A 19377-nucleotide genomic window follows, 5' to 3' on the forward strand; every position below is an offset into this window, starting at 1 on the left:
TCCGAATCCAAGGGAGGTTCTCATGACAGTCAGATTTGGTCTTCTCGGCGCCGGCCGCATCGGCAAGGTTCATGCGAAGGCCGTCAGCGGCGATGCCAATGCCAGACTCGTTGCTGTCGCCGACGCCTTCCCGCAGGCGGCCGAAGCCATCGCCTCGGCGTATGGCTGCGAGGTCCGCACGATCGAGGCGATCGAAGCCGCCAAGGATATCGACGCCGTGGTCATCTGCACGCCGACCGATACCCATGCCGACCTGATCGAACGCTTCGCGCGCGCCGGCAAGGCTATCTTCTGCGAAAAGCCGATTGATCTCGACGTTGCCCGCGTCAAGGCGTGCATCAAGGTCGTCGACGAGACCAAGGGCAAGCTGATGGTCGGCTTCAATCGCCGCTTCGACCCGCACTTCATGGCCGTTCGCAAGACGATCGACGACGGCCGAATCGGCGACGTTGAAATGGTCACGATCACCTCGCGCGATCCGGGCGCCCCACCGGTTGATTACATCAAGCGTTCGGGCGGCATCTTCCGCGACATGACGATCCACGACTTCGATATGGCCCGATTCCTGCTCGGCGAAGAGCCGGTTGCCGTCAGCGCCACCGCCGCTGTCCTTGTCGACAAGGCGATCGGCGAAGCCGGCGACTACGACAGCGTTTCGGTGATCCTGCAGACCACGTCCGGCAAGCAGGCGATCATCTCCAACTCTCGCCGCGCTACCTACGGCTACGACCAGCGCATCGAAGTGCATGGCTCCAAAGGCATGGTATCCGCCGAAAATCAGCGCCCTGTTTCGATCGAAGTTGCCAACGGCGACGGCTACACCCGCCCGCCGCTGCATGACTTCTTCATGACCCGCTACACCGAAGCCTACGCCAATGAGATCGCCAGCTTCATCGCGGCGATCGAAAAGGGTGCGACGATCGCGCCGTCGGGTGCCGATGGTCTCGCTGCTCTGGCGCTGGCAGATGCTGCCGTGCAGTCCGTCAAGGAAGGCAAGCTCATCAAGATTGGCTGACGGCCCTCTCCCGACCGAAAGCCACCTGTGAAATGGCCGGGTCCCTGCCCGGCCATTTCTCGTTTTACGCTTATGTCGCCCTGGCCGCATGGCTAGTCCGCCTCCTGAATGCCAGACAGAACCAACTCCTGATCGATCACGGACAATGCCCGGTCGAGATGCCCCTCGAAGACAAGGATCGATTCGTCAGGCGCAACGCGAATCTCGGGCATTCCTTCCATCCGCACGACATGCGCCTGGCCAAGTCCATCCTCGATGCCCTGACGCAACAGATCATAGTAACGCGTTCCTGGACCCGTGATTGCGATCGGCATGCGCTCCGTCAGGCTAAGCAGACGTGAAAGTCCGTTTCCGAGCGCGATGCCAGCCTGCCTGAACGCAAAGGCAGACATGCGATGCCCGTGGCGCGCTTGCGCAGCGATCTTATCGAGCTCGGCTACAGGCACGAACTTCGCCGGAATGGTATCAAGCGGGACCTCGAAGGCCATGCGCAAAATGGCGTAGAAGCCGGCATAGGCCTCGATGCATCCCCTGCTGCCGCAGCGACAGAGGCCACCATTTGGCATGTGCAGCATATGTCCGAAATTCGGTGCGGAGATTTCCCGCTCGCCCTGCCCTGTGCGCCGGACGATGCCAAGGCCGATGCTGTGTCCGAGCGACAATGCGGCAAGAGCACGAAAATCCGTCGGCCTCGTATTTTCCTCATGCGCACCGAGGGCCGCTGCAACAAGCTGCGTCTCATTGCCGAGAAGGATCCTGGCTTGCCAATCTGGCCGCAACGCTGATTCGAAGTCGATCTGATTGCTGCCGAAAATCGGCGACCAAACCAGCACCGGTTCCGTCGGATGCACGAGCCCCTTGCTACTGATCGATATCAGCAGCACCTTTTCCTGGGGAAGCTTTGAGCGCGACAGAATGCGCAAAAGCCCCTCCTTGATGGAGGCGACAAACCGCTCGGCCCCAGTGGGATCATGCGACCTTTCCTCGCTAAACCGGTCGATCAGCTTGCCGGCGTAATCGACCAGCGAATATTGCACGCCATCCGATGAAATGATCACGACGACGAGGTAGCCGCAGTCGCGCCGCTGCCGAAACAAGACGCGCGGGCGCCCCCGTCCGCTTGCTGCCTGGTGCTCGGATTTTTCGATGATCTGGGCTTTTTCCAGGTCAGCGGTGATCGCCGAAATCGTGGCGGAGGACAGCTTGGTGAAGTCGGCGATTTCGGTGTGAGCCAACGCCCCATGCCTTCGAAGCGCGGCGAGCACGAGGACGCTATTTCGCTGCCGGACCAATTCCGTGCTCGATTTGGTCAGCATATATGCCGGCCCTCTCCCCCTCGCATTCCGCCCTCGTTCACACTGTATCTCCGGCAGGTTTTCCCTAACGAAAATTCCGTCGGTAGTGCAGTGTTGACAGTTGAAAAAATCTCTGACACTAAATTTCTCGACTGTCGAGAAAATAATTCAAAGCTTCTCGTCAGCGAACCGCGGCGGCTGGAGGAACCACTGGCTGGGGCTGGCCGCTATTCACTCGGGAGGATATTTATGAAGTCTGTTTTGAAGCTGATGGCCGGCGCGGCCATCCTGGTGTCGGTGCATACCGCCGCAATGGCTGCCGACCTCGTCGTCGGCGTTTCCTGGTCGAATTTCCAGGAAGAGCGTTGGAAGACCGACGAAGCCGCCATCAAGAAGGCCCTCGAAGCCAAGGGCGCAAAGTACATTTCCGCTGATGCGCAGTCGTCTGCCGCAAAGCAGCTCACCGACGTTGAATCGCTGATCTCGCAGGGCGCAAACGCACTCATCGTTCTCGCTCAGGACTCGGATGCGATCGGTCCTGCCATCGAGAAGGCTGCCGCTGAAGGCATTCCGGTCGTCGGCTACGACCGCCTGATCGAAAACCCGGCTGCCTTCTACATCACCTTCGACAACAAGGAAGTCGGCCGCCTGCAGGCTGAAGGCGTGTTCAAGGTTAAGCCTGAAGGCAACTACGTCTTCATCAAGGGCTCTTCTTCCGACCCGAACGCGGACTTCCTGTTCGCCGGCCAGATGGAAGTCCTGAAGGCTGCTGTTGACGCAGGCAAGATCAAGAATGTCGGCGAAGCCTACACCGACGGCTGGCTGCCGCAGAACGCCCAGCGCAACATGGAACAGTTCCTGACCGCCAACAACAACAAGGTTGACGCCGTTGTTGCTTCCAACGACGGCACCGCCGGTGGCGCCGTTGCTGCTCTCGACGCACAGGGCATGGCTGGCACCGTTCCGGTTTCCGGCCAGGACGCCGACAAGGCTGCTCTGAACCGCATCGCGCTCGGCACGCAGACGGTTTCCGTCTGGAAGGACAGCCGCGAACTCGGCAAGCGCGCGGCTGAAATCGCGCTCGACCTCGCTGGCGGCAAGACGATGGACAAGATCGAGGGCGTAACTTCCTTCGAAGGTGGTCCGAAGAAGGTGAAGATGCAGTCGATCTTCCTGAAGCCGGAAGCAATCACCAAGGACAACCTGAACGTCGTCATCGACGCCGGCTGGATCTCCAAGGCTGAAGCTTGCCAGGGCGTCAAGGCTGGCACCGTCAAGGCTTGCGACTAATCCTCGCCAGGTAAACCAACATGCCGGCGCCGCAGCGGTCACGCTGCGGCGCCGGACGCGGATGGAGCCGTCCACGAACGCTCCCCGCCTCGCAACGCACCGCGAACGCTTTGATTCCCTGCCGCAACGATGCCGCCTCTCGAGCGGCCGCTTCGGAAGTCTCTCGGTGGTCGATTAGAAGAACAGGGCACCTCGGCAAGGGCGTTCGGGCACCCGCGCCAGAGCCCATACAATGGGGGAAACGGCAAACCCATGGCAAACATCACGCAATCCTCATCGGGCCATCCGCGCTCGGCAGAGGGCAACGCTTTCACGCGCTTCCTGCGCGCAACCGAGATCGACACGCGCCTGCTCGGCATGGTCGCAGCACTTCTCGTCATCTGGATCGGCTTTCATCTCTACACCGGCGGGCTCTTCCTGACGCCACGCAACCTCTGGAACCTCTCGGTCCAGACGACCGAGATCGCGGTTCTCGCGACCGGCATGGTGCTCGTCATCGTCACCCGCAACATCGACCTGTCGATCGGCTCGATGCTCGGCCTCGTCGCCATGATCATGGGCGTCATCCAGGCGAAGTTCCTGCCGCAATATCTCGGCTTCGACAATTCCTGGACCTGGCTGATCACGCTGGTCTGTGGCCTGATCGCCGGAACGCTGATCGGCCTCTTCCAGGGCGTCATCATCGCCTTCCTGGGTGTCCCCTCCTTCATCGTTACGCTCGGCGGCTTCCTCGCCTGGCGCGGTCTTGCCTGGTACGTCACATCGGGCCAGACGGTCGCCCCCCTCGACACCACTTTCCGCATCATGGGCGGCGGTGCCGAAGGCTCCGTCGGCGCCACCTGGAGCTGGATCATCGGGCTGGTCGCCTGCGTGCTGATCATCGTCGGCATCATCGGCTCGCGCCACCAGCGCAAGCGCTTCAACTTCCCGCGCCGGCCGCTCTGGGCCGAGTATTTCCTGGCCATTCTCGGCTGCGCGCTGGTGCTCGGCGCCATCTGGGTCTCGACCATCTATTACTGGCCGGTGGCAATCGCCAAGAAATACGCCGAAGCCAACGGTATCGCCTGGCCGGAAACGGGGCTGTTCATCTCCTACGGCATCGCCGTGCCTGTGCTGATCGCCGTTCTCGTCGGTATCGTCATGACCTTCATCGCCACCCGCCTGCGCTTCGGCCGCTACGTCTTCGCGATCGGCGGCAACCCTGAAGCGGCAGAACTCGCCGGCATCAAGACCCGTTGGGTCGCGGTCCGCATCTTCGCGCTGATGGGCTTCCTGGCCGCCGTTGCCGCGGCGATCTCCACTGCCCGCCTCAACGCCGCCGCCAACTCTCAAGGGACGACCTACGAGCTCTATACCATCGCGGCGGCCGTCATCGGCGGCACCTCGCTTGCCGGCGGCACCGGCACGATTGCCGGCGCCATGCTGGGCGCGCTGGTCATGCAGTCGCTGCAGTCGGGCATGGGTCTCGCAAACGTCGATACCCCCATACAAAATGTCGTCGTGGGCGCCGTGCTGGTCGTTGCCGTCTGGCTCGACACCGTCTATCGCTCGCGGTCGAAGTAAGAGGAGTCCTAGATATGACTGATCAACGCGCTCCCCTTGTGGAACTGAAAAACATCTCGATTTCCTTCGGCGGCATCCACGCCGTGGACAACGCTTCGGTCGATCTCTACCCCGGCGAAGTCGTCGCCCTTCTCGGCCACAACGGCGCCGGCAAGTCGACGCTCATCAAGATCCTGTCGGGCGCCTACAAGCGCGACAGCGGAGAGATCCTGATCAACGGTGAACCGGCCGACATCCGCAATCCGCGCGATGCCAAGAAGTACGGCATCGAGACGATCTACCAGACGCTTGCTGTCGCCGATAACGTCGACGCCGCCGCCAACCTCTATTTGGGCCGCGAGATCCGCACCAAGTGGGGCACGCTCGACGATGTCGCCATGGAGGCCTCGACGCGCGAGGTAATGGGCCGCCTCAATCCCAACTTTCGCCGTTTCAAGGAGCCGGTGAAGGCGCTCTCGGGCGGCCAGCGGCAATCGGTGGCGATCGCCCGCGCGATCCTCTTCAACGCCCGCATCCTGATCATGGACGAGCCGACGGCAGCCCTTGGTCCCCAGGAAACGGCGCAAGTGGGCGAACTGATCAAGCAGCTGAAGAAGGAAGGCATCGGCATCTTCCTCATCAGCCACGACATCCACGACGTCTTCGACCTCGCCGACCGCGTCTCGGTGATGAAGAACGGCCAGGTCGTCGGCCACGCCCGCACCGAGGACGTCACCAAAGACGAAGTGCTCGGCATGATCATCCTCGGCAAGGTGCCACCAAAGGCCATCCCCGGCCCCGGCGCCATGCAGGTCTGATCCGGATGTGAGACATAAAAGTCCGCCGCGCTCAAGAACGGCGGACTTTTCATTTTGTAGATTGAAGCCAGCGAGAAGCTAGGCTAAGAACCACCCATCGGACAGGCGATTCAACCCGCCTCAGGCATGCACCCGTAGCTCAGCTGGATAGAGTGTTGGATTCCGATTCCAAAGGTCACAGGTTCGAATCCTGTCGGGTGCGCCAATCATCTCTTCAACATCTCAGATTAAAGTACCGTCAGTCAGTCAGTCAGGCAGGGTACGCTTTTGAGCGGACGAGCGCACTCCCGTGTCTCAGCCATGTAGCTGGCCGGACATCGGGCGACAAAGGCTAATCCACTAAGGCTTGCAAAGAATTCCGCGTGCGATGCTTACTCGGGATAGGACTCAACGCCCTCCAGCGCCGCTTTGTGGAAGAGGATGAATACCAGAGGATTGCCAGGTTCGGACATTGCATCGCTGCGTTGCCCCGTTACCTCTCCAGCCACGCCGCTTGTATACTCCGCGACCACTTCGCCAAAGCTGTTGCGCTGAATGGCCACCTTCTGTCCGGGTTCAACCTTGTCGTTGAGCTTGACCAAGTGCTCGACGAGCCCGCCCTGGGTTGCCAAGATCGGGAACGCACTGTTGCCGATGAAGACATTCACGTCCTTGGCCGTCCGGCCCATGGCCCCGGCAACAATGCCGTAGTGCTTGAGAACATTCATCGTGCCTTCCACGAACAGCGCGATCATCTCCAAGTCCAGAACGCGAGCAGCGCCAATCTCCGGCGTGAAGGACGGAATGCCCACGTCCATGAATGCGTTGTGCAGGACACCGGGATAGACATGGTTGTCGAAGATCTGGCCGACGGGATAGAGCTCCAGCATTGCCTTGACCTCGGGCACATCCATGCCGCCAATATTGAATGCGGTGACTTCGAAACCGGTTGTTCCGGTGTGAAAGTCGATCGCGAAGTCGGCGTTCGGCCGCAGCAACCGGTTGAACAGCAGCCCCGCGTGTCGGCTGGGCGCCGTGGCGCCGTTCTCATTCCCGGGCCATTCCCGGTTCATATCGATCAAATCTATACCTCTGCCCTGATTGGGCCATCTGCGCTGCATGCCTTCAATGGCCGGGCGCGCCACGTCGGTAACCGCCATCACCGTGCCCGACATCTGCGCGGGATCGAGCTGGTTCATCACCGTCTGGACAGTATGAATGTTACTCATTTCGTCGCCATGCACACCGCTGGTCAGAACGCCGCGCTTGCCGGGCTTTGCCCCCTTGGCGACCGTTACGGATACGTGCCAGTGCTGCCCCGTTGGCATCTGTGCCCCCTGAAAATACAAGAGGTGCTTTTGCCCCGGCTCCAGGTCATCGACGTCGAGCGCGCTGACGACCTTCTTTCCATCGATGACATCGCCGGTATAGACAGTCCCCGATGCGGCACGAGCAGCAGGCGCCGCTGCCTCCTGGGCACTCGCGGTACGTGCGCTGACAGCTAGGGCAGCCGACGCGCCGACCGTGGCAATGGATGCGATTAGGAGATCACGGCGATCAATGCCTGTCTTCGATTTGTCCGACATGATGGAGGCCCTTTGTGATTTGAAAAATTGCATTAGAACAATGGCATGCACATCGGTCGCGAGAACCCCGCGCGATTTCAACTAGGGTACGCTGCTGCACCGGCAAGGTTGCACAATTTCCGCAAAACTCTGATGACCACACAAACTTGCTGTGTCGCTCGGCAATTCCGGAGGTAGTACACAAAGCAGGCCTCCCGACAGCCGCCAGAACGGTCTCTTTCCTGTCTCCGTCATAGGCATTCTTTCGGCGCAACACCAAAATACCGAGTCGACTGCGAGTTTGACTTGCGACATTGTAGTATCGCTGCAGTTCAAGCGGGATGCATGTCATGTCGTACTCGCAAACGTTCCCAGTCTATGCCTCCGTGCTCATGACGGGCATCGTCGCGCCGCTCTTCGCATTGTCCGCCGCCGAAACGGCGGTGAAATCGTCGCGGGTCCCCTCGGTATCGATCCTCGTGACAGCGAGCCTAGACCAAGGAGAATTGTCGGCACCCGGCAGGTCAATCGACTGGTGGCTGCGGGACGATATTGTCCACACATCAGAGGCAACGGACGCTGCAAAGAGTGTCTTCAACCCAAATTGGTTGAAGGACGATCAGCTCCGCGGCTCCCATTGATCCAGCTCCGCAGTCGAACGGTGAATGATCGACGGACGAGGCGCTCGAGACCGAATGCCGCCCCGCATGCCCCCCGGTTACAGCCAGCCACCGTCGAAGCCTGCCCGGCGCAATCCGCGGACGATCGGCTCGCAATCGCGCATCAGTTTCCATAGGAAGCCGGTGCGATAGTTTTCGATCATCAGGGCCACCGGCCCCTGGTCGATGCCGAAATGATAGGGACTGATCCACCACCCTGTCGGACTGCTTTCGTCCTTGAAGCTCTGATTGAAGGATGGCTTGAAACCGTAAAGCCGCCTCATCCCCAGCTGCATGCCCTTGAAATTGCGAACGGTTGGAATGACGATCTCGGGTGCGAAAGGCAGAGACGCCACGACGACCCAGGGGGCTACCGTCCCGTCATCAGGCCCGAACGGTGCCCCGCGCGCTATGTAATCGAAGAACTCTCGGCGATATCCGCCAGTTTCAAGGGTGCGCCAGCCGGGACCGTCACAGGCGGTAAATCCCCAGCAGTGCTCGCCATAGCCCTCGAATTGCATCGGATTTCGGATCGCATATTCCTGCTGCACAAACGTGGCTTGGCGGCTGTTCTGAAAATAGTCACTGCCGTGCTCGCGCATGAATTCGTCGCGGATGTCGCGGAAATCGATCCACATATGTGAAAGCTGGTGCGTAAAGAGTGGACCGGAATAAAGCAGTTCGCGCCCGAAGATGTTCCGCCACTCGTAGCTTTCCGTATAGGCCGCGTAACTTTCCGGGGGCAGCGGGTGCGTTGGTGACCCGAGCCCGAGTATGTAGAGAAGCAGACCCTCGTCGTAGCCACGCCAGCGATAGGGAATGAAGCCGCTTTCCGGTCGCCAGCCATGGGTCAGCGTCGGGCCGTGGTCACGCGCCCAGTTCCAGTCCGCCCGCTCGTAGAGCGCCGCCGCAAGCTCCCTGATCTTCGCCTCGTCAGCCGTGTCCCGATCGAAATAGGTTGCGGCCGTTAGAGCACCGGCGAACAGAAACGCCGAGTCGATGGTCGACAATTCGCACTGCCAGACCCGCCGCCCCGTCTCGATGTCAAGGAAATGATAGAAGAAGCCCTTGTAGCCCGACGCATCCGGTTCAGGGCCTTGATGGCATCGCATCAAGAAATGCAGTCGTCGTCGGGCGATCTTGGCTGCAAACTCGCGGATGATGATGTCGCATTCCACCAGGACGGGAATGGTAGCAAGCGCCATGCCAATGGCGGCGATACTTGCCGGTGCGCCGTCTTGGGTCTTGTCGCGCACCAACCCGTTGTCCGGGTTGGTGCAATGCAGGTAGTAGAGCAACGTCGTGAACTGCAATCGCTCGAAGTCCTCGTCGCTCGGAGGGGCTTCCGGATTTGGCGCGGTCAAAGGCACCTCGACCATAGCTTCACCTATTGAAACAGCTTCGCGATCCATTTGTTGGCAGTGCCGCACCCTGCCGAAGCTCAAGTCATCGCCTCGGCATCGCCGGCAGTGGCTTGGATATCGTAGGCTTCATCGCAACCTGCCCGTCAGCGTTCCGGCAGGTTTGCAAGCCTGACGGCTCACGTATTGTCGCCTTCCGTCGACGTCCCTTGCTTGCCGGCTGACTGGCCCCGCACGCCCCATTTCCAGCCGCTGATTTCGGGCATGTCGTCGCCATGCTTCTCGATGTATTGCCGGTGCTCGATCAGCTTCGCGCGGATTGCCTGCTTGAAATAGGCGGCACTGGCTCCAAGCTGCGGCAATCGATCGATGACATCCTCAACGAGGTGGAAGCGATCGAGCTCGTTCAGGACGACCATATCGAAGGGCGTCGTGGTGGTACCCTCCTCCTTGTATCCCCGCACATGCAGATTGTCGTGGTTGGTGCGCCGGTAGGTCAGGCGATGGATCAGCCAGGGATAGCCATGGAACGCGAAGATGATCGGCTTGTCCTTGGTGAAGAATGCATCGAAATCGCGGTCAGACAAGCCATGCGGATGCTCGCTCGACGGCTGCAGCTTCATGAGATTGACGACATTGATGACGCGGACCTTCAGATCCGGCAAATGTTCGCGGAGCAACTGCACCGCGGCCAGCGTTTCCAGCGTCGGGACGTCGCCGCAGCATGCCATGACGACATCGGGCTCGCTGCCCTTGTCGGAGCTGGCCCATTCCCAGATACCGAGGCCTTCCGCACAATGCTTGATCGCCTCATCCATCGTCAGCCACTGCGGTGAAGGCTGCTTGCCGGCAACGACGACATTCACGTAGTTGCGGCTGCGCAGGCAATGGTCAGTGACGGAAAGCAGCGTATTGGCGTCCGCCGGCAGATAAACGCGGATCACTTCGGCTTTCTTGTTGACCACATGGTCGATGAAACCCGGATCCTGGTGGCTGAAGCCATTGTGATCCTGGCGCCAGACATGCGAGCTCAGGAAGTAGTTGAGCGACGCGATCGGCCGCCGCCACGGAATCTCGTTGCAGACCTTCAACCACTTAGCGTGCTGGTTGAACATCGAATCGATGATGTGGATGAACGCTTCGTAGCAGGAGAAGAAGCCGTGCCGTCCGGTCAGGAGGTAGCCTTCCAGCCAGCCCTGGCACTGATGCTCGCTCAACACCTCCATGACGCGCCCGTCGGGCGACAGATGATCGTCCTCCGGGTAGATCTCCGCCATGTAGCAGCGGTCCGTAACCTCAAGCACGTCCTGCCAGCGGTTGGAGTTGTTCTCGTCGGGGCTGAATAACCGGAAGTTCTTGCTGTTCAGGTTCAATTTCATGACGTCACGCAGGAATTTACCCATGACTCGCGCGGATTCGGTCGTTGTCGCGCCGGGGCTCGGCACCGAGACGGCGTAATCGCGGAAGTCGGGCATCTTCAGATCTCGCAGCAGCAGCCCACCGTTTGCGTGCAGGTTGTCGCTCATGCGGCGATGACCCGTCGGGGCCAACGCGGCGACTTCGGCGCGAAGCTTTCCGCCCTCGTCGAAGAGTTCCTCTGGCTTGTAAGTATTCATCCAGTGCTGCAGAATCTTGATGTGCTCGGGCTTGTCCATTTCGCCCATCGGGACCTGGTGTGCTCTCCAGTAACCCTCGCACTTCTTGCCATCGATTTCGCTTGGGCAGGTCCAGCCTTTCGGCGTCCGGAAGACGATCATCGGCCACGCCGGACGCTTCAGGTTGCCTTTGTCGCGCGCCTCCGCCCAGATCCGCTTGATCTCGGCGACGGCTGTATCCATGGCGGCCGCCAATTGCTGCTGCACCTTGTCGGGCTCATGCCCCTCGACGAACAGCGGCGCATAGCCCATCCCTTCGAAGAACTTCCTCAGTTCGGGCTCGGGAATGCGCGCCAGGAAACACGGGTTGGCGATCTTGTAGCCGTTGAGGTGCAGGATCGGCAGCACACATCCATCGCGGGCCGGATTGAGAAACTTGTTGCCGTGCCATCCCGTGGCGAGCGGGCCGGTTTCCGCCTCGCCGTCGCCGACGACGCAAGCGACAATCAGGTCGGGATTGTCGAAGGCCGCGCCGTAGGCGTGGCTCAAAGCATAGCCCAGTTCGCCACCCTCGTGGATGCTTCCAGGCGTTTCGGGAGCGACATGGCTCGGAATTCCGCCAGGGAAGCTGAACTGCTTGAACAGAGCCTTCATCCCTTCCGCGTCCTCACCGATATTCGGGTAGACCTTGCTGTAGGTCCCTTCCAGATAGGCATGCGCGACAAGTGACGGCCCACCATGGCCGGGGCCGATCACATAGATCATATTGAGGTCGTCGCGTTTGATCACACGATTCAAATGCACGTAGAGCATGTTCAAGCCCGGCGTCGTTCCCCAGTGGCCAAGCAGCCTTGGCTTAATGTGCTCACGCTTGAGGGGCTCCTTCAGGAGCGGATTGTCGAGCAGATAAATCTGTCCGACCGAAAGATAGTTCGATGCGCGCCAGTAGGCGTCCATCAAGCGCAGTTCGTCGGCTCCCAGCGGAGTGGCTTTCGCCTGATTGTCGTCGGTTGAAAGAGCGGCATTCGTCATCGTCAGCCTCCTATCGACTTGTCGTCTCGGTTTTCATGCCGCCACCGTTTGGACGGCTATGCGGGTTTCCTCCACTGCCATGCGCCATTATCGCCGAGGTCCAAGATGGCATCATAGGCTGATATGCTGGCGGCGCTCCCGATGTGAACGCAGGCAATACCGTCATCTGCGAAGCGCGTGATGATCCGGAAAAGCGGATCCCAGCCCACCACAACCTCAGTCCTCTCAAGCAGGACGACACGCGGTTTCGCTGCGCATACGCTCGCCAGCATCAACAGGTGCTGCTCCCTTTGCGTCAGAAACGTGTGCCATTCCACTTCTTGTTGAAATCCCTCTGCCCTAGAAATGCGATCGAGTCCGAATTCGGCAAGTAGCATCGAAATTCGTTCGTTCGGAATTTCTTCGCTCGCCGTCGGCGGAACAATCACTTGTCGAAGCGTACTCGGCGGAAGATAAGACTGCTGCGGAAGGAACCGTATTCCGTTACCCGCGGACCGTAAAATTCCGCCGGAACCTGAATAGGTAACGCCCGCGGTCGCCCTGAAAAACGCGCTACCTTGTTCCTCCCGTAAGCAGGTCACGAGGACGCGGGTCCGAGGCGGAATGGTAACCGTCGGCTCACGCAACAACGGCGAACCGCCCGGCTCCGGTCGTATCGTAAGCTTCTCGTAGGATAGAACCTCCCCGCTTTGATCGCACGACATCCTCACAGCTTTCCACCGCCAGCGCGAACGCCGGCCCAGGTCGAGGCCAATCGCTCTTTAGTTTCCTCAACGCCTCCTCGGCCGTGCCGATAAACTCAAGGGCGCCGCTCTTGCCCGTGCGCGCGAGCACAGACGTTCCAAGGGCCAGGACATACGTCGTCCATGAATTCCCCCGTTGAATTGACGGCACCCATCAGCCTCCGGCCGATTCACCGGTCCGCTAAACAACATGGCCCATAAATCTCAATGTCGAGGGGCTAAGATTTGAGGTCGTGTGCCTGCCCTGATGCTCGCAGTTGCTTGAGGGTTTTGCCCACGCAGTCTCCGCCTTCTGTTCCCCCTACGGCCTTTGCCTTGCCATCCAGCGTAATCGTACCCGCAATCCGGTCCGAAGCAGTGTAAGTGGCGGTGCCGTCCTTCGTCACCCTGGACAAAAAGAACACATGGTAGGTGCCCTTCAGCTCGCACCCGATAAACAGCGGAAAATCGGCAAGCGGATCTTGTGCCTGTGCGGCCTGGTTCGGCAGAAATGCGCAGAAAGCGGCGGCAGCCAGTATCTTGGATAATGACGTGATGGTTGTAGGCGACGGATACACCATTTATCGAACCCCAGCTCCGAGAAGTGTGCGAAATCGCAAGGTGTTTCGAGGCATGCATTCAGGTGGTATCAGCTGCATAAGTATGTCGCAGTATCTCGCCTTTAGGCAAGGAAATTGTGATTTGCCCGCGAGAAAATTCTACTGCGAGAAGAAGTATTTGGCAGCCTCGTCAAAAGTACCTGACGAGCTCTGCGCACTGCGCTTCCCGACGGGCCGGATGCTTCCTAGGAAACAACGGTGGACGACGTGATTGAGGCTCGCGTCGTCCACCTTTCCAAGGAAATTTGCGGGGCCGCAGCGGTGGTCAGGCGGCCTGCGTCACAGTGACGGCATCGGGTGCGGAGCGGCTATCAAGGGCACTGCTCCAAAGTGTGAGAACAAGGGCGCCGGCAACCAGGATTGCACCGACCCATGGTGTTGCCCCAAGACCGAGGGGAGACTCGACCACTATGCCGCCGATCCATGCGCCCGCGGCAATGCCGAGGTTGAAGGCCGCAATGTTGAGGGCGGAGGCAACATCGACAGCGGCAGGGCGAACCTGCTTTGCCAATTGCACCACATAGATTTGCAGGCCTGGCACATTGGCGAAGGAGAGGAAGCCCAAAGCGGCAAGCGTCGGAACGACCAGCCAAGGCGATGCGGCCGTGAAGCTGAAGAGAACCAGTACAATCGCCTGGGCGATGAACAGTCCCGTCAGAGCGCGAACTGGGCTGCGGTTGGCAAGCCTGCCGCCGGCGATGTTGCCGATAGCGATCGCGATACCGTAGACCACGAGGATCAGACTGACGGTGCCGGCCGCAAAGCCGGTGATGTCCTGCAGGATCGACGCAAGGAATGTAAAGGCAACGAAGGTGCCGCCATAGCCGAGCGCAGTCATGGCAAAGACGATGAGCAGGCGTCCGCTTCCAAGCACGCGGATCTGGTCACCGATGGTAGCGGCCGGTGCCTTCTTCAGGCTCGACGGCAAAAGCGCGGCAATCCCGAGGAAGGCGATCGCACCGAGACCAGCAACGGCGGCGAAGGTCGCACGCCAGCCGAAGGTCTGGCCAATCAGCGTGCCGAGCGGAACGCCGGTGACGATGGCAACCGTCAATCCCATGAACATCATCGCAATGGCTGAAGCTCGACGGTTTTCGGGAACGAGGTCGGCCGCGATCGTCGATCCGACCGAGAAGAAGACACCGTGAGCAAACGCCGATAGCACGCGCGCCACCAGCAAGGGTGCATAACTTGGGCTAAGTGCCGCCATGCCGTTGCCGATGATGAACAGCGCCATCAAGCCGAGAAGCAGCGGCTTCCTTTCGATGCGTCCGGTCAAGGCCGTCAGCACCGGTGCCCCGAACGTGACGCCGAGCGCATAAACACTGACGATCAATCCCGCCAGCGGCAGGCTGATATGGAGATCTGAAGCGACGGTCGGCAACAGGCCGACGATGACGAATTCCGTGGTTCCGATCGCATAGGCCGCGATCGTCAAAGCAAAAAGAGCAATTGGCATGATGTGCCTCGAATGACTGCCGCTCTGCCGGCGTGGTTGACTGGCGAACATATGGAGGCATCGGACTTAAGTGATAAGCAGTCACTTGCTCCATGCATTTGTGAACTGATTTCACAAAAGCTGGAAAGGACAACAAAGAAACAGGGCCGCAAGGAGGGCCGGAGGCACTGAGAAACCGATCAATCCGAAAGGCTCGTTGCCGTTCGGTAACACCAGCTCAAAACTCTTAGCGTGGTCTGGGCATCTCGCGCGAATTGCACGTAACATCTGTGTGGTTACTGTAAAGTACTTTCACTTTAACCCGGTCACCGTAAGGTGCTTGCGTTTTCAATGAGGGAACCGGAAACGTGATTGCTGCCCGCACTGTTCGGACACTTGTACCGTTGCTCGTCGCCGCACTTCTTGCAGGCTGTGGTCATCCAAACGGGGTCATGACGCCTGTTGCACTGACAGCGGCAACTCCCAACACCACCAAGGTCAGCATGCTGGTCGCGACCACTCGCGAGCCGTCCGGCGATCCCGCAACACTGTTTAACGGCGAACGCAGTCCAAAGCCCTATTTGACGGCGGTCGATGTCTCGATACCCCCAAAACGCGAGTCCGGCACGGTGCAATGGCCGAAGCGCCTGCCGCCAAATCCGGCGACCGACTTTGCCGTGACCAGCGTCAAGGAGATCGACACCGTTCCGCAGGGACGTGCGTGGTTCCGCCAGAATATCCAGGGCGGGCACGCACTCGTCTTTGTCCACGGCTTCAATAACAAATACGAGGATTCCGTTTTCCGTCTCGCCCAGATCGTCCACGATTCCGATATGCACGCGACCCCCATCCTCTTCACGTGGCCCTCACGCGCGCAGCTCACCGCCTACGAATACGACAAGGAAAGCACCAACTACTCACGCACGGCGTTCGAGCAGGCGTTGCGAACACTGGCCGCCGACCCCGACGTCAAGGACATCACCATCCTCGCTCACTCGATGGGCACCTGGCTGACCATGGAGTCGTTGCGGCAGATGGGTATCCGCGACGGACACGTGAACAGCAAGATACACAACGTCATCCTCGCCTCGCCCGACATCGACATCCAGGTGTTCGCCAAGCAGTTTGCCGAGATGGGAGAGCCAAGGCCGAAATTCACGATCTTCGTGTCGCAGGATGACAAGGCGCTTGCCGTCTCGAGTTTCATCACCGGCAAGGTGTCGCGTTTGGGCGCGATCGACCCGACTGTTGAGCCCTATCGCTCCAAACTGGAAGCTGCGGGCATTACCGCAATCGATCTTACCAAGGTGAAGGGCGAAGGCCTGAACCACGGCAAGTTTGCCGAGAGCCCCGAGATCGTTCAGCTGATTGGCAAGCGCATCATCACCGGGCAGACGCTGACGGATTCCAACGTCTCTCTCGGCCAGGGTCTGACCGCGGTGGTCGGAGGCACTGTGACAACAATCGGCACCGTCGCAGCCACAGCGGTCGCGGCACCGGTGACGGTTCTCGAGCAGCCAATGCAGACCGCAAAGAAGCGCCCGGCTGACGAAACGCTGCAGGGAGACCTCAAACCCCAGCCTTTAACCCAGTAGGCCAGGGGCATTTCCGCTCGTTGTTACGTTTTGGCGCTCGTTTGTTACCGTAACGTACTTACCGAGTGATGCTCTTCAATGGGAACGTAAGCTCGTCGAAAAGTCCGACGAGCTTTCTGCAGCGCCAAAGCCCGGCCTGCCCCATGATCAGGAGCGCGTAAATGTTGAACGACCTGAAAAGACAAGGGAGATCACGATGAGTGCGTCTCTCTCCACGCGACTTCGGCATGCCGGCGCGGCACTCGCCTTGGCCCTCGCCTCCACCTCGCTCAGCTATGCAGCCGCGCATGCGCAGCAGGCGGCGCCGACCCAGAATACCGCAAAGCCGAACATCCTTGTCATTTTCGGCGACGACATTGGTCAAACGAACATCAGCGCTTATTCGATGGGCGTGATGGGCTACAAGACGCCCAACATCGATAGGATCGCCAAGGAAGGCATGCTGTTTACCGACTACTATGCCGAAAACAGCTGCACCGCCGGTCGCTCCACATTCATCACCGGCCAGGTTTGCCTTCGTACCGGTCTTTGCAAAGTCGGCATCCCCGGGGCAACGGTCGGCCTGCAGGCGCGCGACATTACCATTGCACAGGCGCTGAAGCCGCTTGGCTATGCAACCGGACAGTTCGGTAAGAACCACCTTGGCGATCGCGACGAATTCCTGCCTACAAAGCACGGCTTCGACGAGTTCTTCGGCAACCTCTACCATCTGAATGCCGAAGAGGAACCCGAGCGTCCCTATTACCCCAAGGATGACAAGGAGTTCGTCAAGACGAACTCACCACGCGGCGTGTTGCATTCTTTCGCCGACGGCAGGGTCGACGACACCGGCGCCCTCAATCGCAAACGCATGGAAACGATCGACGATGAGACGACGGCGGCAGCAATCGATTTCATCCAGCGACAGACCAAGGAAGGCAAGCCCTTCTTCACCTGGATGAACACCACCCGCATGCACGCATTTACGCACGTGCGTGAGTCCATGCAGGGTCAAAGCGGCATGGCCGGCAACGACTACGCAGACGGCATGCTCGAGCACGATGGCGACGTCGGCAAGCTTCTAAAGGCGCTGGACGATCTCAACATCTCGGACAACACGATCGTCGTGTACACGACCGACAACGGCCCGAACCAGTGGTCATGGCCGGACGCCGCCACGACGCCGTTCCGAAGCGAAAAAGATACGAATTGGGAAGGTGCTTTCCGTGTCCCGGCAATCGTCAGGTGGCCCGGCCACATCAAGGCGGGTGAAGTCTCGAACCAGATGATGTCTGGCCTCGACTGGTTTCCGACACTCCTGGCAGCGGCAGGCGACAGCGAAGTGAAGGACAAGCTGTTGTCTGGCACCACCATCAACGGAAACCAGTTCAAGGTTCATTTGGACGGCTATAATCAGCTGCCCTATCTGACTGGACAGGATCCGAAATCGGCTCGACGTGACTTCTTCTACTTCAACGACGACGGTCTGCTTGTAGCCTATCGCTGGGATGACTGGAAACTGGTGTTCTCGGAACAACGCCAACCGGGCGGCTTCCAGGTCTGGGCGAACCCCTTCACCAGCCTGCGTGTCCCCAAGGTGTTCAATCTCCGGATGGATCCGTACGAACGCGCCGACAGCGTGTCGGACCAGTATTACGACTGGATGACCAAGAATGCGTACCTTGCACAATACGGCGTCTGGAGGGTTGCTCCGTTCCTGCAAACCTTCAAGGACTACCCGCCGAGTCAGCGGCCAGCAAGCTTCAGCGTCGACCAGATGATCGACGCTCTCATGAGCTCGCTGGAAGCGAGCCCAGGAGCAGGCAAATAGTTGGCATCATGACCGGGGTCGTCGCTCTCGAACGGCCCCGCTCAATGTCCGTAAGGGGGAGTCATGACGGCACGCGACGATATTCTCGCTCTCGGCAAACGGGTCGGGCAGTCAATTATTGGCCAGGAGACGATGGTGGAGCGGTTGTTGCTCGGCCTTCTGGCGAACGGCCATCTTCTTGTCGAAGGTTTGCCGGGTCTCGCGAAGACACGCGCAATCAAGAGCTTGGCAAAGAATCTCGATGCGGAACTTTCGCGTATTCAGTTCACCCCTGACCTACTGCCCGCCGACATTACCGGCTCGGAGATCTATTTCAGCGAAGGCGGCAAGGGTGAGTTCAAGTTCCAGCAAGGGCCAATCTTCGCCAGCCTGATCCTCGCCGACGAAGTCAATCGCGCACCGGCCAAGGTGCAGTCCGCGCTTCTTGAGGCAATGGAGGAGCGGCAGGTGACGGTCGGCGGAAAGAGCTATCCCTTGCCTGACCTCTTCATGGTCATGGCAACGCAGAACCCGATCGAGCAAGAGGGCACCTACCCGCTCCCCGAAGCGCAGCTCGATCGCTTCCTCATGCATGTCGAGGTCGGCTACCCCGATGGCAAGTCTGAAGCGGCGATCATGCGTTTGAACCGGGACGAAGAGAATGCAGCGCACGGTGGAACCAAGCCTGCCGAGCAGCAGAAACTCAACCCCCAATCTGTCTTCGATGCCCGCAAGGAGATTGGCGCAGTTACGGTTTCCGATCCGGTCGAGGCTTACATCGTCGCGCTGGTGCTCGCGACGCGTTATCCCGACAAATACGACAAGGACTTGGCGAAGCTGCTGCAGGTCGGCATCAGCCCGCGCGGCGTCATCGGTCTCGACAAGGTTTCGCGATCCTACGCCTGGTTCAAGGGGCGGGACTACGTGACGCCCGATGACGTCAAGGCGATCGTCAACGACGTCTTCCGCCACCGCCTCATTCTATCCTACGAAGCGCATGCGTCGAACACGACGCCTGACCAGGTAATCAATCGCATCGTCGAGCTCGTGGCCGTCTCGTGA

Annotated in this window: 15 protein-coding genes and 1 tRNA gene; 9 read left to right on the top strand and 7 right to left on the bottom strand. The window is 59.8% G+C overall.

What is annotated here, in order from left to right; genetic code table 11:
* The first annotated feature begins 22 nt into the window (after positions 1–22).
* The gene (iolG, locus tag RGCCGE502_RS14040) at positions 23–1015 is read left to right on the top strand and encodes an inositol 2-dehydrogenase (protein WP_016554833.1); all 993 of its coding nucleotides are present in this window, start codon (positions 23–25) and stop codon (positions 1013–1015) included.
* 92 nt (positions 1016–1107) lie between these two features.
* On the opposite strand, the gene RGCCGE502_RS14045 is transcribed toward iolG, so the two are convergent.
* Complete coding sequence (locus RGCCGE502_RS14045) at positions 1108–2331, bottom strand: ROK family transcriptional regulator (RefSeq protein ID WP_016554834.1); 1224 nt, start codon at positions 2329–2331, stop codon at positions 1108–1110.
* A 228-nt stretch (positions 2332–2559) separates the two neighbouring features.
* Between RGCCGE502_RS14045 and xylF the strand changes: the two genes are divergently transcribed.
* The 4 genes from xylF to RGCCGE502_RS14065 all read left to right on the top strand — a co-directional run bounded on the left by xylF (position 2560) and on the right by RGCCGE502_RS14065 (position 6165).
* Positions 2560–3600: a D-xylose ABC transporter substrate-binding protein gene (gene xylF / locus RGCCGE502_RS14050; protein ID WP_016554835.1), complete on the top strand. Its 1041-nt coding sequence runs from the start codon at positions 2560–2562 to the stop codon at positions 3598–3600.
* Positions 3601–3852: 252 nt separating this feature from the next.
* On the top strand, positions 3853–5163 hold the full coding sequence (locus tag RGCCGE502_RS14055; RefSeq protein ID WP_016554836.1) for a sugar ABC transporter permease: 1311 nt from the start codon (positions 3853–3855) through the stop codon (positions 5161–5163).
* Positions 5164–5177: 14 nt separating this feature from the next.
* Entirely contained in the window at positions 5178–5960 is a 783-nt protein-coding gene (locus RGCCGE502_RS14060; protein ID WP_016554837.1) for an ATP-binding cassette domain-containing protein, read from the top strand.
* Between the two features lie 128 nt (positions 5961–6088).
* A tRNA-Arg gene (locus RGCCGE502_RS14065) sits at positions 6089–6165 on the top strand.
* Between the two features lie 166 nt (positions 6166–6331).
* Here the strand turns inward: RGCCGE502_RS14065 and RGCCGE502_RS14070 are convergent.
* Positions 6332–7525, bottom strand: a complete 1194-nt coding sequence (locus tag RGCCGE502_RS14070; protein ID WP_040674585.1) for a M14 family metallopeptidase — start codon at positions 7523–7525, stop codon at positions 6332–6334.
* 329 nt (positions 7526–7854) lie between these two features.
* On the opposite strand from RGCCGE502_RS14070, the gene RGCCGE502_RS14075 reads away from it, so the two are divergent.
* The gene (locus RGCCGE502_RS14075; protein ID WP_019279954.1) at positions 7855–8145 is read left to right on the top strand and encodes a hypothetical protein; all 291 of its coding nucleotides are present in this window, start codon (positions 7855–7857) and stop codon (positions 8143–8145) included.
* Positions 8146–8222: 77 nt separating this feature from the next.
* On the opposite strand, the gene RGCCGE502_RS14080 is transcribed toward RGCCGE502_RS14075, so the two are convergent.
* The 5 genes from RGCCGE502_RS14080 to RGCCGE502_RS14100 all read right to left on the bottom strand — a co-directional run bounded on the left by RGCCGE502_RS14080 (position 8223) and on the right by RGCCGE502_RS14100 (position 14952).
* Complete coding sequence (locus tag RGCCGE502_RS14080; RefSeq protein ID WP_016554840.1) at positions 8223–9542, bottom strand: glucoamylase family protein; 1320 nt, start codon at positions 9540–9542, stop codon at positions 8223–8225.
* A gap of 161 nt (positions 9543–9703) precedes the next feature.
* Positions 9704–12151: a phosphoketolase family protein gene (locus RGCCGE502_RS14085; RefSeq protein WP_016554841.1), complete on the bottom strand. Its 2448-nt coding sequence runs from the start codon at positions 12149–12151 to the stop codon at positions 9704–9706.
* Between the two features lie 618 nt (positions 12152–12769).
* Positions 12770–13045, bottom strand: coding sequence for a DUF982 domain-containing protein (locus tag RGCCGE502_RS35295; protein ID WP_341875031.1), 276 nt, complete (start codon positions 13043–13045; stop codon positions 12770–12772).
* 67 nt (positions 13046–13112) lie between these two features.
* The gene (locus RGCCGE502_RS14095) at positions 13113–13454 is read right to left on the bottom strand and encodes a hypothetical protein (RefSeq protein WP_016554843.1); all 342 of its coding nucleotides are present in this window, start codon (positions 13452–13454) and stop codon (positions 13113–13115) included.
* Between the two features lie 304 nt (positions 13455–13758).
* Entirely contained in the window at positions 13759–14952 is a 1194-nt protein-coding gene (locus RGCCGE502_RS14100; RefSeq protein WP_016554844.1) for an MFS transporter, read from the bottom strand.
* A gap of 431 nt (positions 14953–15383) precedes the next feature.
* Between RGCCGE502_RS14100 and RGCCGE502_RS14105 the strand changes: the two genes are divergently transcribed.
* The 3 genes from RGCCGE502_RS14105 (at position 15384) to RGCCGE502_RS14115 (ending at position 19377) form a co-directional block, all read left to right on the top strand.
* A complete protein-coding gene (locus RGCCGE502_RS14105) occupies positions 15384–16526 on the top strand; it encodes an alpha/beta hydrolase (RefSeq protein WP_081647252.1) in 1143 nt (380 codons plus the stop codon).
* Between the two features lie 196 nt (positions 16527–16722).
* Positions 16723–18336 (top strand): arylsulfatase, encoded by a 1614-nt coding sequence (locus tag RGCCGE502_RS14110; RefSeq protein ID WP_016554846.1) that lies wholly within the window; start codon positions 16723–16725, stop codon positions 18334–18336.
* 63 nt (positions 18337–18399) lie between these two features.
* Entirely contained in the window at positions 18400–19377 is a 978-nt protein-coding gene (locus tag RGCCGE502_RS14115; protein WP_016554847.1) for an AAA family ATPase, read from the top strand.

Origin of the sequence: Rhizobium grahamii CCGE 502, from assembly GCF_000298315.2 — a bacterium.
Taxonomy (GTDB): Bacteria; Pseudomonadota; Alphaproteobacteria; order Rhizobiales; family Rhizobiaceae; genus Rhizobium; species Rhizobium grahamii.